This window comes from Dokdonia donghaensis DSW-1 (assembly GCF_001653755.1).
Lineage (GTDB): Bacteria > Bacteroidota > Bacteroidia > Flavobacteriales > Flavobacteriaceae > Dokdonia > Dokdonia donghaensis.
On record NZ_CP015125.1, the window covers coordinates 1,223,600 to 1,238,949 of the forward strand.

Consider the following 15,350-nt stretch of genomic DNA (forward strand, 5'->3'; position numbering starts at 1 on the left):
TCTTATGGAAAATTCCAAAGAAGGTACGACTGTTCGCCAAAACAGCACGTACACATCAAGCCGTAAACACGAGGCAAATTTACGAAGAAATCCCACGCTTCATTTTCAAATTGGGTTAATCTTAGCACTTCTCGCATCCATCTTCTTTATAGAAATGCGCACTGTAGAAAAGGATTTTGCAGTAGTTGAGCCTACCGAAAATTATGACGAAGTCTATACGATAGGTGAAGTCCGGGTAGAGAAGAAAGAGGTAAAAGTCAAGAAAAAGGTGCAGCCTAAAAAGCAGCTAGAACCTAAAGTGCTTGACAATATCAAAAAGCAAGAAGATGATGTAAAAGACTTAGTAGAAGATCTTATATCAGACTCAGAGCCAGACGATACAGAAATGGTAGAACCGGGTAGTGTTACAGAGGTAGAGGAGCCTGTAGAGCCGGAGACGGTTCCCTTTGTTGCTATTGAGACCGTTCCGCTTTTTCCAGGTTGTGAAGGTCTTAGTGATAATGACGAGCGCCGCGACTGTATGAGTGCAAACATCTCAAAATTTGTCTCTAAAAAGTTTAGAGCCGAAAGAGGAGAGGGTTTAGGTCTAGAGGGGGTAAACCGTATTTACGTAAACTTTAAGATAGATAAGTTTGGTAAAGTGGTAGATGTAAGGGCAAAGGCCCCGCACCCTAAACTAGAGAAGGAGGCGTTGCGAGTAGCAAGATTATTACCAGATATGACTCCTGGTAAGCAGGGAGGGAAAGATGTAGCCGTCTTATTCTCATTACCTATAATCTTTGAAATCAGAGACTAAATGAATTAATTTACGTTAAGAATCCCGTTACCTAAGGTGACGGGATTTTTTGTGCAATAAACCCTATCTTTCGGCTGCAAACATCGCGGCTTATTATGCATAAATATCTCCTTCTTTTTGTCTCTTTTATAGCAACTACTATAACAGCTCAAGTTACGACTAGTGATTTTGAAAAATACCCTGTTTTTCCAGGCTGTGAGACCGTAGGTGTTGCACAACTGCAAGATTGTTTTAATGAGAAGTTTATACAGCATATACTTGACAATTTTGAGGTGCCAGCTGTGGTGAGTCAAGATAACTTTCAAGGTAAAATGGTAATCCTTTTTGAGGTTACTAAAACAGGTGATTTTAAGTTGCTCTATACAGATGCGATGTATCCAGAGCTTAAAACCGCTGCTCAGGATGTTTTTGAGACGCTGCCTCAAGTTGCTCCGGCTACCTATAATGGAGAGCCTACGTACCTGCAGTTTACAATGCCTGTTTTATTACCACTAGATAGAAATGCTATAGATGCGATGATTGTGGGAGACGATGGTAATTCCGCTTTCGCGAAAGCGGAAAAAGAAACCGTAAATCCTATGCAGCAAGAGTATGACCGCATTAAAAACCTCAAGTTTGATGATGAGAATGAATACACGAGTGGGCTAAACATACCTTTCTCACATCAAGTATATAGTAGGTTTGACCAAGAGCTTAATCTTGTGGGTACAAATGCACATACGGCAAGCAAGCCTTTCTTATATAACACGGTAAACCCGTATTATAATTTTAAAGAGAAGAAAGATGCACTGCTTAAGGAGAAGTCTACGTGGTTTGGGAGAAAGTGGTCTAACGAGCATATGGTGCAAATACAAGGTGAAGATTACTGGATCACTCTAGACCCTGCAGCAGATTTACAACTAGGTTATGAAACCGATGATGCAAAAATTAATGACTTTACTTATAACAACACCAGAGCTGTTTACGTGCAAGGAGGGCTTGGTAAGAAGATAAATTTCTTTGCAGCCGTGTATGAGAGTCAAGGGCGGTTCCCAAGATATTTTGACGCCATAGCTAGGTCATTAAGACCAGATGGAGGAAACCCAGCAGTTATACCGGGAAGAGGTATTGCAAAGGAGGGCACAAATGGCGATCTTGATTATCCGGTTGCAGAGGGGTATGTATCATACACACCGTCTAAGTATTTTAATATACAGCTAGGGCACGGTAAGCAATTTATAGGAGATGGGTATAGATCATTATTACTTAGTGATAATGCTAGTTATTTTCCTTATCTAAAACTCAATACTACATTCTGGAAGTTTAAGTATACAAATACTTGGACCTCGCTGCGTGACGTGCGACCAGAGGTAACTGCAGATGGTGCTTTCCGCACAAAGTATATGAGTAATCACTATCTAAGCTGGAATGTCTCAAAACGATTAAACGTAGGTCTCTTTGAGTCTGTAATATGGGAAAATGAAAATGGTAGAGGTTTTGATTTTAATTTCTTAAACCCAGTAATTTTTTACAGAGCCATTGAGTTTTCTACAGGGTCAAGAGGAGGAAATGCACTTATAGGTCTCACAGGTAAATACAAGGTAAATGACCGAGTAAACGTGTACGGGCAGATTGTAATTGACGAATTTTCGGCGGGAGATGTTTTTAATGGTAGCCAGAGTTATAAAAATAAGCAAGGTTTTCAGCTAGGAGCAAAGTATTATGACGCCTTTGGAATTAAAAATCTTACACTACAAGGTGAGTATAATCAAGTGAGACCATATGTGTACTCTAATAATGAGATACAGCTCAACTATGGTCATACTAACCAGTCACTAGCACACCAATGGGGCGCAAACTTTAAGGAGCTCATAGGTATTGCTAGATATGAGCGTGATCGCTGGTATGGAACTGCAAAGCTTATTGTAGGTGCTCGTGGAGTTGAGATAGGTGATATAAACGAGGTGTATTATGGAGGTAGCATTTATGGTAATGATGAGAATAGACCTTCAGATAACGGGATTGCATTTTTTCAAGGTAATAAGGTAACTAGTGTATATGGTGATCTGGAGCTAGGGTATCTCATAAACCCTGCGACAAATTTAAAAGTATATGTAAACCCAATATATCGCTCTCAAACGGCAGATGTTCAAGAAGCGCCACTTGGAATTGATACTAAAACATTATGGTTTAATGTAGGGTTTAGAACAGACCTCTTTAATTGGTATTACGATTAATAGACAAATAGGTAGCACATACTATTTGAACAAGAGTGCTCGTTATTTGTAAAGGCGAGAAACTACTTTATCAATCCATTGTGCTATGTTATCCAAAATCAACCTTCTCTGGGTGGTTGTCGTTGTGCTTCTTGTCTCTTGTGCTCAAAAAAAGGAGTGTCATAATACACAACGCAACCCAATACTTGCCTCAAATATTTACTCTAGCAAAGCGTATCAAGCAGAGCTGTATAGACTTATAAAAGAAAGCCCAGATGTAGATTACTACTATGAGATGAGGGAGGAGATTTTTGGTCAAGTGTATCTTGTCGTGAGTGCATATGGAGATGCTTTTTGTGGTAAGCTCTGCCTAGTCATCTCAGAAGAGGATGCTTCTCGCATAGCCATAGACGCTAGTAAAGGTTATCAAGGCGCGCAGCTTATAGGTCTAAAGTATAAAAAGAAAGAAACTGCTTATGCCTTATCGAGTCTCGTTTATGACTCTATGGAGTATATAGTAGACTAATCTTATTTAAAGTTACCTATGTGCCATAGTATACCTGAGGGGTCGTGTAAAAAGAACTCGCGTCCCCAGTCATTATTTACAATATTAGAGAGCTTTATATTTTTAAATCGCTCACTAAGTTGTAAAGATTGTAGGTGTGAGAGATACTCATCAAGCTGTATTACTTCTAAAAAGAGCATTGTGTTATCTACCCAGTCTTTTACATAGGCATCTTGTAAATAAAAGCCAAAGTCTTCTCTTGTAAACAGTGTCATATCTGGAGAGATAATACGTTCTTCAAATCCAATGGTTTTATAAAAGGCACTTGAGGTTTTAAAGTCTTTTGAGCCTATAAAAGGCCCTATGGATTTGATGTGTATTTCTGAGCTCATATGCGTTTAGTTTTCATTCGTTTCTAACTCTTGCAAAATGCTTTTGTAGACTGTACTTCTAAATTTTGGTCCAGAGATAAAATCTTTTGCTGTTTCTGCATCTGTAAAAAATGAGCTTGTTATAGACTCCATTGCAGTAACTTCTTCTAAAGATACATTGTTTTGAGCAGCTTTTTTAACTTCAGTATATACAGTAACGAGCATATCGTGATATTTCTGGTAGTCTGCCTTTGTTGCGAGTGCCCCGTGACCAGGGATGATTTTTGTTTCATCATTTATGAGCATTAATCCTTTTTTTGCAGCGGCAATATCACCTGCTATGCTCCCGCCTCTGTTTATATCTATAAAGGGGAATCTCCCATTAAAGAACGTATCGCCTGTGTGAAGTACGTTACTTTGTGCAAAATAAACTAAAGCATCACCATCTGTATGTGCATTGTGCACGTGTGTTAAAAACACATCATCTCCATTTTGATAAAAGGTTGCATCCTCACTAAAGGTAATTACGGGTAGTCCTGCATTTGCAGTTTTTGCATTTTCTGATAGTCTTTTACGCACATTATCGTGAGCTACAATCATTGCGCCGGCTGCCTCAAAATTTGCATTACCACCACTGTGATCACCGTGAAAGTGTGTATTTACAAGAAACTTTACAGGTTGTGGTGAGATTGTTTTTATAGCTGCGGTAATTTTATCGCTAAGTGGCGCAAACTGGTCATCAATCATAAATACACCATCTTCACCGGTAGATATGCCTATGTTTCCGCCAGCACCTTGTAGCATATAGATGTGGTCTGACACTTCTTTTACGGTAATTTCTACATTGTCAAAGCGTCCTTGAGCGGCACTTATCGTTGTGAGTAAAAGGGCAAGCGAGAGCGTAAGATATTTCATAATTGTGAGTCTATTTTTGTTTGTAGTCGCAAGTTATTAATTACGCTTTCGCGAAAGCGCAATTTTAACAATCCCTTGTGTAAAGCTTTCATTTTTTATGAGTTGTACAGATTGCTTTTGTGAGGTATCTTTGCACGACAAAAAATAAAGCAAAAACTACAGCCTTTGAGCGACGTTGCAGTACATACAAATACCTATTCGGCTTGGTACGATTTTAAGGAAATCACAAAGATGCGCTTATCTATAAGTGTTGTCTTTTCTAGTGTTGCTGGTTACTTTCTTGCGGCAGATACCATAGACTGGCTTGTAGTAGCACTCTTATCTGTAGGTGGTTACTTTATGGTAGGAGCCTCTAATGCTTATAACCAGGTGCTAGAGCGAGATCTTGATGCACTTATGGATCGTACTAAAAACAGACCCGTAGCCTCTGGGCGTATGTCTGTAAGTACGGCGCTTGCAATAGCAATACTATTTACCATATTAGGTCTAGGTACGTTGTGGTACATAAACCCACAGACAGCAATGTTTGGAGGAATTTCTATTTTTATGTATGTACTATTATACACGCCACTTAAGACTAAAACGCCATTATCTGTTTTTGTAGGAGCTTTTCCAGGAGCGATACCATATATGCTGGGTTGGGTAGCTGCGACAAATGATTTTGGTATAGAGCCAGGCACACTGTTTATGATACAGTTTTTCTGGCAATTTCCTCACTTTTGGGCAATAGGTTGGTTTCTTTTTGATGACTATAAAAAAGGAGGCTTTGCTATGTTACCTACGGGTAAACGCGATAAAGGTACGGCCTTGCAGATTGTGCTATACACGGTCTGGACGGTACTTATCTCACTTGTTCCTGCCTTTGGGGTAACTGGAGATTTATTTTTATCACCTATATCTGCCATTGTAGTGGGAGCTTTAGGATTATTTATGCTGTACTGGGCAATAAAATTGTACCAGAACAGAGATGCAAAAACAGCCAAACGACTAATGCTTTCAAGTGTAACGTATATTACACTACTTCAGATAGTTTTTGTAGTAGATAAATTTTTAAGATAGATGGATTATACTCAAGGAGGAGAACGATTAAAAGAAGAGCGTGCAAAAAAGCAAATGCTCTGGTTTGGAATAATAAGTTTATGTATGACCTTTGGAGGACTTACAAGTGCTTACATTGTGAGTATGGAGCGTCGCGACTGGCTAGAAACTTATGATTTTCCACAAGCACTTATTATATCTACAGTGCTTATTGTGATAAGTAGTGTGACCATACACTTTGCAAAAAACGCGATAATTAGTAATAAGAAGAGTCTGGGTACGGCGCTATTATTAATCACTTTTTTACTAGGCTTAGGTTTTGTGGCTTCACAATTTGCTGGTTTTGCATCATTTCAAGAGCAAGGCTTTTATTTTACAGGAGCTTCTAGTAATATTACCACGACATTTTTATTTTTAATTATAGCGGTTCACATCGCACACGTAGTAGCTGGATTTATTGCTCTTTTAGTAGTGATTATTAATCATTTAAGAGGTAAGTATTCGGCAGAGAGCCATTTAGGATTGTCGCTAGGAGTCACGTTTTGGCACTTTTTAGACATTTTATGGGTCTTTTTATTTGTGTTATTATTTGTGACAAAATAGAGATTGTAAGAACGCTTTCGCGAAAGCGTATCTAAAACCATTATAAATCGGAGTCTGAGTGTTGAATTCCGAATAGAAAATACTTATTTTTGCAACCATTAAATTAACCAATTCTTACGAATGGACACGACTGTGACACATAATAACTCTGAGGAAGGAACTTGGAGTGGTGGAAATCAACCACTAAGAGCAAGCTACGGAAAACTAATGATGTGGTTTTTTATCGTATCTGATGCATTAACCTTTTCTGGGTTTCTTGCGGCTTACGGTTTTTCAAGATTTAAATTTATAGATGCCTGGCCTATTGCAGATGAGGTTTTTACCCACGTACCTTTTGTACACGGTAACTTCCCTATGATCTATGTGGCATTTATGACATTTGTATTAATTATGTCTTCTGTGACTATGGTGCTTGCCGTAGATGCAGGTCATCACTTAAAGCATAAGAGTGTGGCATTCTATATGTTCTTAACGATTATAGGAGGTATTATATTCGTGGGATCACAAGGATGGGAGTGGGCAACTTTTATCAAGGGAGACTTTGGAGCAGTAGAGACTAAGGGTGGAAAAATCCTTCAGTTTGTAGATACAGAAGGTAACCGTCTTGCCCTTGCAGACTTTGCTATTGAGCAGGCTAGCGAGCGTGAGCAACACTTAGGTAAAAACGGTATCTGGTATGATCAAGAGGCTACACCTACAACGTACTCTATAGAGGAGGTGAAAGCAGGATTTGCTGCTACGCCTAATGCACTTATACGTATACAAACTCTTACAGAAGACGGTGAGAAAACAGTACTCTCTAGAGAAGCGTCACTCGCTAAGCTTAATAAAGATGGCAAGCTTGTGGTAGAAGGAGCAAACCTTATACACAACGAGTATGGAGCGCCACTATTTGCAGATTTCTTTTTCTTTATTACTGGTTTTCACGGTTTCCACGTATTTTCTGGGGTACTAATTAATATCATTATTTTCTTTAATGTGGTGTTAGGTACTTACGAGAGAAGAGGACACTATGAGATGGTTGAAAAGGTTGGGTTATACTGGCACTTTGTAGACCTTGTATGGGTATTTGTATTTACATTCTTCTACCTAGTTTAATTTACCACGCAGACAGTTATATATTATGGCACACGAACATAAACTTGCAATATTTAGAGGAACTTTAAAGTTCAAAAATAACATTCAGAAAATCTGGGGTGTACTTATATTTTTAACCTTAGTAACAGCTGTAGAGGTTGTACTAGGTATCTATAAGCCAGAATTTTTAATAGAAACTACATTTATAAGAATGAAGCTTCTTAACTGGATCTTCATTATACTTACCATAGTTAAGGCTTACTATATCACTTGGGACTTTATGCATATGCGTGATGAGGTTAAGGGATTAAGAAGAGCTGTAGTTTGGACAGGTATATTTCTTATTTGTTACTTAGTATTTATACTACTTACAGAAGGAGATTACATCTTTGAGGTTTACAACAACGGTTTCCAGAGTTGGGATTTTTAAGAATCAAACAGTATTTATAAAGCGACTTTCGGGTCGCTTTTTTTATGCGTTTTAATTCCGCTTTCGCGAAAGCGTTATTTCACAAAAATTGAAAAGAATACCTCGCTCTATTCCCATCTGGGATTTATCTTTGTAATTATGAAAAAGAAACTCGTTCTGGTATCGCTTTTTGTCTTACCTATAGTTGCTTACCTCTTCTTTGCATCTGGAGTGTATAACTTTGCAAACTTGCCACTTGTTACAGAAAAGGTGGAAGATGTAAGTCGTTATGCAGGTCAAGAATACAAAGTTGTGCAAACGGCAGAGGTACCGCTCACATTAAATAATCATATCACACTAGTAGGTTACCTAGGTGATGGTTTAATGCAAAATGAAGGATATACCGCAAACCTAAATTTGATGATCTTTAAATACTTTGAGAGGTATGATGATTTTCAAATGGTACTCTTTGTAAACAAAGGTAGCGAAGAGGTGGTAGAGGCTCTTAAAACAGAGCTTGCTCGTATTTTTGATACCTCAAAAATGCGTTTTGTAGTTGCAACAAAGGAGCAAACAGAAGCACACTTTAAATCGCTTGATACAGGTTTATCTATGATGAGTGATGGTGGTCACCCTAATGTGTTCTTGATTGATAAAGCTTTATCACTACGCTCTGGTCACGAAGACAAAAAAGCAAATGCTTATGGCTATGATTTTACGCAAGCTGTAGAGATGGGATACCTTAAGGATGATATTAAAATATTACTAGCCGAGTATAGACTAGCGCTTAAGAAAAATAACAATGCGAGTCCTAAGATAGAACAACGCAGAGATTAATAGTCGTTTATAGATTTTTAAAACCAATGAGAAAAAACACCTACATAGGCATCGCGGCCATCGTATTAATTTTTGGAATTATTGTAATCCCAAAAATATACAAGCGCCTCGCAAATGATGATGTATCTCGCGGCGGAAGAATGCACCAAGAAGGTGGTGTGCCTATAGAAGAAGCACCAGATGGTCTAGTGTATATTACTCAAAATGGTGTAGATCGTAAAGTGCCGCCTTTTAAGTTTGTAAATCAAGATAACGATACCATAAGCAATGCAGATTATAAGGGTAAGGTATATCTAGTGGAGTTTTTCTTTACAAGGTGTACAGATATCTGTATCCCTATGAGTCATAACCTGCAGGCTATAGCAAAGAAGTTTGAAGGTCGTGATGATTTCGGAATTGCCTCATTCTCTATAGATCCAGAGCACGACCAGCCAGAGGTACTTAAACAATATCAACAAGATTATGGGGTAACTAACCCTAACTGGCATTTTATGACAGGTGATAGATCTGTGATACGCAAGCTGTCTAATGAAGGTTTTTACCTAGCAACAAATGAAGAAGGAGATGAGACAGATTTATATCACTCAGGACTTTTTGCACTTGTAGATCAAAATGGTTTTATAAGATCTAGACTGGACCCTTATGGAAACCCAAAGCCATATTACCGTGGTTTTGTGCCTATGAATAAAGTCGTTCCAGAAGGAGGCGAAACATCAGAAGTAGATATCTTAATAGAAGACATAAATAAATTATTAAAATAGTATGAGTACCCAAAACCCCACCGAAAAGAAATACAGAAACTGGATTATTATACTCTCTGTAGTGATACCCGTAGCTGTCGCTGTGCTTTTTACCATTAAGCTCAAAGATTTTGGACTAGATGTAGAGCCACTTACCTTCTTGCCACCTATCTACGCTGGTATTAACGGGCTTACGGCGCTTGTACTTATTCTTGCAGTAAGAGCGATAAAAAATGGTAACAGAGCAACACACGAGCGATTAATGAAGACTGCCATAGGTCTGTCTGTACTTTTTCTTTTAATGTATGTAGCATACCATATGACGTCAGACTCTACATCATACGGTGGTGAAGGTTTTATAAGATATGTATACTTCTTTATACTTATTACACACATCGCATTATCTATTATTATCATCCCGCTTGTGCTATTTACGTATGTTCGTGCGCTTGCAGAGCGATTTGATAAGCATAAAAAACTTGCTCGCATCACTTACCCTATATGGTTATATGTTGCGATAACTGGCGTGATCGTTTACCTTATGATATCTCCATACTACGTGCACTAGATGAAATATATTAAGTACATCACTATTGTAATTGTTTTTTGTTGCGCTTTCGCGAAAGCGGACTTACAAGCAACCACCACTGCCGCAACCACACAGTGTGCAATGTGTCGCGCCGTTCTTGAGTCTGAAGAAGATAATAGTACTGCAAAAGGAATAAACAACGGTATCAAGTATCTAATGGTGATACCATACATCTTAGTAGGAGGTGTATTTTACTTTATTTATAAGTCAAAAAAGAAGGTCCCTGCCGAGAATGGGGCAGATGAATAATCACTAGTTCTCTCCTTATATTTTCATCTTTTGTGATAAGGTTTTATTCTTTAACAAAACCTTAGTATAACTGGACTAAACCCAGCCTTAATTTGCGTGTCTCATAACAGAACCAAATTATCAAAGAGATGAAATATTTATTTACCCTCACCTTACTTGCATTTACTACGCTAGTGTTTGCACAGAGACCAGAGGGAGGAAGACCAGATGTTACTATCACTGGTAAAGTACTAGAGGCAGATACTAACGTGCCACTAGAGTATGCAACGGTATCATTTACAAATAGTGAAGGTAAAGTCGTTACTGGAGGAATCACAGACCCAAACGGAAACTATAGTATAGAAGTAGCCGCTGGAGTATATGATGTAAAATTTGAGTTTATCTCTTTCGAGACCAAAGTTCTACCTGGTCAAAAGTTATTCAAAAGCACAACGCTACCTACACAAGCACTGACAATAGACTCACAATCACTAGATGAAGTAATTGTACGTGCCGAAACTACAGAGGTGCAAGTGAGACTAGATAAAAAAATATATAATATAGGTAAAGATCTTACTACAAGTGGTGCCACAGTAAGTGACGCTTTGAGTAATGTACCTTCTGTTACGGTAGATGTAGATGGGGCAATCGCGCTACGCGGTAATGAAAACGTACGTATCCTTATAAATGGTCGTCCATCTGCCATTGCAGGTTTTGGCTCAGTAGATGCCTTAAGTCAGCTCCCGGCAGATGCTATTGAGCGTGTAGAAGTAATCACGTCACCATCTGCACGTTATGATGCAGAGGGTACGGCAGGTATTCTTAATATCATATTAAGAAAAGAAAAAACACTAGGTCTTAATGGATCTATACAAACTAACGTGGGTGATCCAGAACGTTACGGTATCACGGGTAATATAAACCTACGTACAGACAAGTTTAATATTTTTAATACAACGGGCTATAGTAAACGTACCTCTCCAGGTAATGCATTTTTTGAAAACAGATTCCTATCTGATGATGTGACAAATCCTCTTATAGAAGAAACAAGAGAATTTGATAGAAACCGTGGTGGTTTTAACACTAACCTAGGGATAGAATACTTCTTAACAGAAAAGACTTCTGTTACCGCTAGCGGATTTTTAAGACTAAGCGATAACTCTTCTGGAACAGATAACTTTACAGATGAGTTTGATACAAACGGTGACCTTGCTATCTCTAGAACACGTCTAGAGCGCGAGGTAGAAGATGATAAAACCTACCAGTTATCTTTAAACTCTATTACAAAGTTTGATGAGAGCGGTCACGAGCTTACCTCTGCATTTCAATATGCAGTAAATGAAGAAACAGAACTTTCTACCATTACAGAGTTTAATACCTTCCCAATGGATGTAACCCTTCCTGCAGAAGATATTACTCAAATAGAAGATCAAACAGAGTACCTTGCACAAGTAGACTATGTAAGACCTATAGGTGAGAATGCTCAGTTTGAGTTTGGTTACAGAGGTAATTTTGAAGAAACAGTTACAGATTATACACTACTAGAACAAGAAGAAGCCGGCGGCGCTTTTATACGTGATGATGGTCTTTCTAATATCTTTACCTATAAAGAAGATGTACACGCTATATACACACAGTATGGTAATAAATTTGGAGACTTTTCATTTTTAGCTGGTCTGCGTTATGAGAACACAAGACAGCAAGGAGCTGTAGATGCTGTTGTAGAAGATAGCGATCTAGGTACTAATCTTGATTTTGATAATAAAACAGATGGTTTATTTCCTACACTTAACTTAACCTATGAGTTTAACGATCGTGAGAACCTTACACTAGGTTATAATAGAAGGATAAACAGACCTAGAGGGCGTTTTATAAACCCCTTCCCATCACGTTCTAGTGAGGCAAACATTTTTCAAGGTAATCCAGATCTCGTACCATCATTTGCAAGTGCGTATGATATAGGGTATTTAAAAAGATGGGATAAAGTAACACTTACTTCATCTATCTATTATCAATATGAGACAGACTCTTTTGAGCGTATACAAGAAGATACAGGACTAGTCACTGCAAACGGGATTCCTATTGTTAGAACCCTACCTATTAACTTGAGCACAAACCAGCGATATGGAGCAGAGATGGGTGTTCTTTATAACCCAAAAAAATGGCTACGTCTTAACTTTAGTGCAAACGCGTTCTTATTTGAAACAGAGGGTGAGTTTAATGGTGTAGATTATGGGGCAAGTAACTTTAGCTTCTTTACAAGAGGTAGTGCAAAAGTGACATTGCCGTATAAAATAGACTGGCAAACTAATGTGTTTTATAGAGGGCCACGTAACAATGCTCAAACGGAAACAAAAGGATTTTTGTTTACCAACCTCGCTTTTAGTAAAGACATTCTTAATGATAATGCTACGATAGCTTTTAACGTAAGTGACGTATTTAACTCAAGTAAGAGACAATCTTTAACTCAAACAGATTCCTTTGTGAGTGATAGTGAGTTTCAGTTTAGAGTGCGTTCATTTAACCTAGCATTTACATACCGTTTTAATCAGAAAAAACAACGATCAAGAGGTAACCGCGGTGGCGGTGACGATGACGGTGATTTTGAAGGATAATTGTTGTTAATAGATTAAGATGTTAGAAAATCTCCCGTGTTTATCGGGAGATTTTTTTTGTTACGCTTTCGCGAAAGCGTATATAAAACCCATAAAAAAGGGCGATTATATAAATCGCCCTTAAAAAAATTGAGTTAGTGATTCTAAAAAGTCACAGCTATTTTTCCTCTTATGAAGAAGGGTGTGCCTGGAGTAAAGTGAATCTCTTCAACTGGGGTTGCCTCGTTAAAAAGTCTACTTTCTGTTGCAAATTGTGTTTCATTCCACTCAGTGTCAAATAGGTTTTCTATAATGATTCCATAAGTCCAGTTGTTTACTTTATAATTAAGATTCATATCTGTAATAAAGTAACCCTCTGCAATAATAGAATTGTCTTCATTTGCAGCTCTGTCATCTATATATCGATACGCTAGAGAACCCGAAAAGGCTCCTAGGTTATCTACATTAATACCACCTACAGCTGTAAAATCTGGTGCGAGAGGAATTAAATCTTCTCCGTCTGGCTCATCTGTACTCCTAGCATAGGTGTAGTTTACATCTGAGTAAGCATATAACCAGTCGTTAAACTGGTAGCGAGCCCCCAGCTCAACACCCACTCTACGAGAGCGACCGCTAGGTTCTACAATACCTGCATCACCTACATACACAAATTCTTGATTTAGAAAAAGACTCCATAGCGCTGCATTTACCACTAGCCTGCTCGCAGGTTTTATAATTGTACCTATGTCAATACCATAAGCAGCGGGTAATATATCTTCCCCTTCATTTGCCACAACGACACGCGTGTCATTAGAGTGAAAACCTACACCTGTTTTTAAGAAATATTGAAAGGTAGTAGAGGGTGTATAAATAACATTAAGCTTAGGACTTACAGCAACTTTGTTCTCACTACGATTGTCATAAACCGGGCTAAGCTTGTTATTGTAATCAAATTTAAAATAATCGAGACGTAGCGATGGGTTAATATTCCAGTTACCTTTTTTAAACTCAGCATTAAAAAAAGCAAACGCATTAAGCTCATCTACATCGCCATAAGAAAGTCTTTCAAGCGTCTCACGACGATTTTTTGTGCGCGACAATTCAACATCATTTACATCGTCATATCTAAAGCCAGCACCAGCTTGATAATCTAGATCAAAACTAGCAAGCTCTTTCCCTTTTCTCTCAAAGATGCTATTTACTCCCATTAGTAAACGATCTTCATATTGCCTTATCTGATCTCCGTTTATAGGGTCTTCTAAAAAGAAGGTGAAATTTGAGAACAACTCAAAGTCATATTTAGATAAAAAAGCATTTGTGGTAAACGAGTCGTTTTCATTTAAATTCTTAGTGTAGTTTAGTGATACGTTACTACGGCTTGTGTTACCACCCTCTGTGTCATCTATAGCTCCAAAACGATCTATTAGTCCTGCGTCTACAGCGCGCTGTGGTATTTGTCCAGATGCGTCCCATTTACTTTGGAAGTGCGATACGGTGAGGTCAAGCTTTTCTTCACCAGGGCGGTCATAAACATACTTACTCATAAGGTTAATACGGTTGAAGTTTTGAGGTGAATTTACAGGTCCATCTGTAAGATAAACTTCAGAGGCTAGGTATAGAGAATTATAATCACTATTGATAACAGGAAATAATCCGGCAAAGCGTTGCGTATTAAACTGGCCAACTTCTAGCGTGACTTGGTTTTGTTCTAAAACATCTTTTAGCTTTAAATCAATATATCCAGCTGTTGCAAAATTACCTTGACTTGCAGTAAAAGGTCCTTTACCAAATTCTATATTATTTATAGTTTCTGGTATGACAAAGTGTAGATCTGAGTACCCTTGACCGTGAGCGTGAGATACCATATTTACGGGTAAGCCGTCTACACTTAGCGCGAGATCTGTACCGTGATCTATATCAAAACCTCGTAAAAATAGCTGCTCTGCCTTACCGCCACCGGCGTGTTGACCTATAATGAGACCAGGCACTTTCCTTAAAATTTCTTGTGAGGACTTAACAGGGTTGTTTTTTACATCTATATCAACAATGCGACTTAGTTGATCTACTTCAGACACTATCACAATTTGATCTAAAGAAACTGATGATGGTGTTAGTATTACTTGCAACGACGTTTGTTGATCTGTAATTACTTCAAGTAGGGTCTCGTGACCTATGCGTGAGAAATATAATGAGTCGCCTTTTTTTGTATTAGGTATGGCAAAATAACCTGTAGTGTTAGTATGACTATGTTGTCCAGAGGTTTTATTAAAAATGTTTACATCTTCTAGTGGAGACGAGTTAGTGTCTAATACGACACCTGTTATAGATTGCCCATATAATGGGATAATAAAGAGCATAGCAAATGCTCCAATAAGGATTTTCATATAATATTTTTTGATAATTTAATTTTGAGAATGGCATATAGCTTCCCTAGTCCCGAGTGGGCATTGAGG

15 protein-coding genes are annotated in these 15,350 nt (G+C 38.2%); 12 read left to right on the top strand and 3 right to left on the bottom strand.

Annotation, left to right across the window (positions count from 1 at the left end):
- Positions 1–4 precede the first annotated feature (4 nt).
- From I597_RS05275 to I597_RS05285, 3 genes are all read left to right on the top strand, one after another.
- A complete protein-coding gene (locus I597_RS05275) occupies positions 5–796 on the top strand; it encodes an energy transducer TonB (RefSeq protein WP_052111925.1) in 792 nt (263 codons plus the stop codon).
- Positions 797–891: 95 nt separating this feature from the next.
- Positions 892–3,012: a hypothetical protein gene (locus tag I597_RS05280; RefSeq protein WP_035327199.1), complete on the top strand. Its 2,121-nt coding sequence runs from the start codon at positions 892–894 to the stop codon at positions 3,010–3,012.
- A gap of 85 nt (positions 3,013–3,097) precedes the next feature.
- A complete protein-coding gene (locus tag I597_RS05285; protein WP_152594969.1) occupies positions 3,098–3,517 on the top strand; it encodes a hypothetical protein in 420 nt (139 codons plus the stop codon).
- Between the two features lie 2 nt (positions 3,518–3,519).
- On the opposite strand, the gene I597_RS05290 is transcribed toward I597_RS05285, so the two are convergent.
- Together I597_RS05290 and I597_RS05295 are read right to left on the bottom strand one after the other, a co-directional pair.
- Positions 3,520–3,888 carry a VOC family protein gene (locus tag I597_RS05290; RefSeq protein ID WP_035327204.1) on the bottom strand — a complete coding sequence of 123 codons (369 nt, stop codon included), beginning with the start codon at positions 3,886–3,888 and terminating at the stop codon, positions 3,520–3,522.
- A 6-nt stretch (positions 3,889–3,894) separates the two neighbouring features.
- Complete coding sequence (locus I597_RS05295; protein ID WP_035327207.1) at positions 3,895–4,782, bottom strand: MBL fold metallo-hydrolase; 888 nt, start codon at positions 4,780–4,782, stop codon at positions 3,895–3,897.
- Between the two features lie 165 nt (positions 4,783–4,947).
- On the opposite strand from I597_RS05295, the gene cyoE reads away from it, so the two are divergent.
- From cyoE to I597_RS05340, 9 genes are all read left to right on the top strand, one after another.
- Complete coding sequence (gene cyoE, locus I597_RS05300) at positions 4,948–5,841, top strand: heme o synthase (RefSeq protein WP_035327209.1); 894 nt, start codon at positions 4,948–4,950, stop codon at positions 5,839–5,841.
- Positions 5,842–6,423, top strand: a complete 582-nt coding sequence (locus tag I597_RS05305; RefSeq protein WP_035327211.1) for a cytochrome c oxidase subunit 3 — start codon at positions 5,842–5,844, stop codon at positions 6,421–6,423.
- A gap of 120 nt (positions 6,424–6,543) precedes the next feature.
- Positions 6,544–7,521, top strand: coding sequence for a cytochrome c oxidase subunit 3 (locus I597_RS05310; RefSeq protein WP_035327213.1), 978 nt, complete (start codon positions 6,544–6,546; stop codon positions 7,519–7,521).
- A 25-nt stretch (positions 7,522–7,546) separates the two neighbouring features.
- Positions 7,547–7,930 carry a cytochrome C oxidase subunit IV family protein gene (locus I597_RS05315; protein WP_035327215.1) on the top strand — a complete coding sequence of 128 codons (384 nt, stop codon included), beginning with the start codon at positions 7,547–7,549 and terminating at the stop codon, positions 7,928–7,930.
- Between the two features lie 138 nt (positions 7,931–8,068).
- Positions 8,069–8,746, top strand: coding sequence for a hypothetical protein (locus I597_RS05320; RefSeq protein WP_035327218.1), 678 nt, complete (start codon positions 8,069–8,071; stop codon positions 8,744–8,746).
- Between the two features lie 26 nt (positions 8,747–8,772).
- Positions 8,773–9,507 carry an SCO family protein gene (locus tag I597_RS05325; protein WP_035327220.1) on the top strand — a complete coding sequence of 245 codons (735 nt, stop codon included), beginning with the start codon at positions 8,773–8,775 and terminating at the stop codon, positions 9,505–9,507.
- Between the two features lies 1 nt (position 9,508).
- On the top strand, positions 9,509–10,054 hold the full coding sequence (locus I597_RS05330; protein ID WP_035327222.1) for a DUF420 domain-containing protein: 546 nt from the start codon (positions 9,509–9,511) through the stop codon (positions 10,052–10,054).
- Positions 10,055–10,324: a hypothetical protein gene (locus tag I597_RS05335; RefSeq protein WP_035327224.1), complete on the top strand. Its 270-nt coding sequence runs from the start codon at positions 10,055–10,057 to the stop codon at positions 10,322–10,324.
- A 128-nt stretch (positions 10,325–10,452) separates the two neighbouring features.
- On the top strand, positions 10,453–12,918 hold the full coding sequence (locus I597_RS05340) for a TonB-dependent receptor (protein ID WP_035327226.1): 2,466 nt from the start codon (positions 10,453–10,455) through the stop codon (positions 12,916–12,918).
- A 143-nt stretch (positions 12,919–13,061) separates the two neighbouring features.
- Here the strand turns inward: I597_RS05340 and I597_RS05345 are convergent, their stop codons facing one another.
- A complete protein-coding gene (locus I597_RS05345) occupies positions 13,062–15,281 on the bottom strand; it encodes a TonB-dependent receptor (RefSeq protein ID WP_035327228.1) in 2,220 nt (739 codons plus the stop codon).
- Positions 15,282–15,350 lie beyond the last annotated feature (69 nt).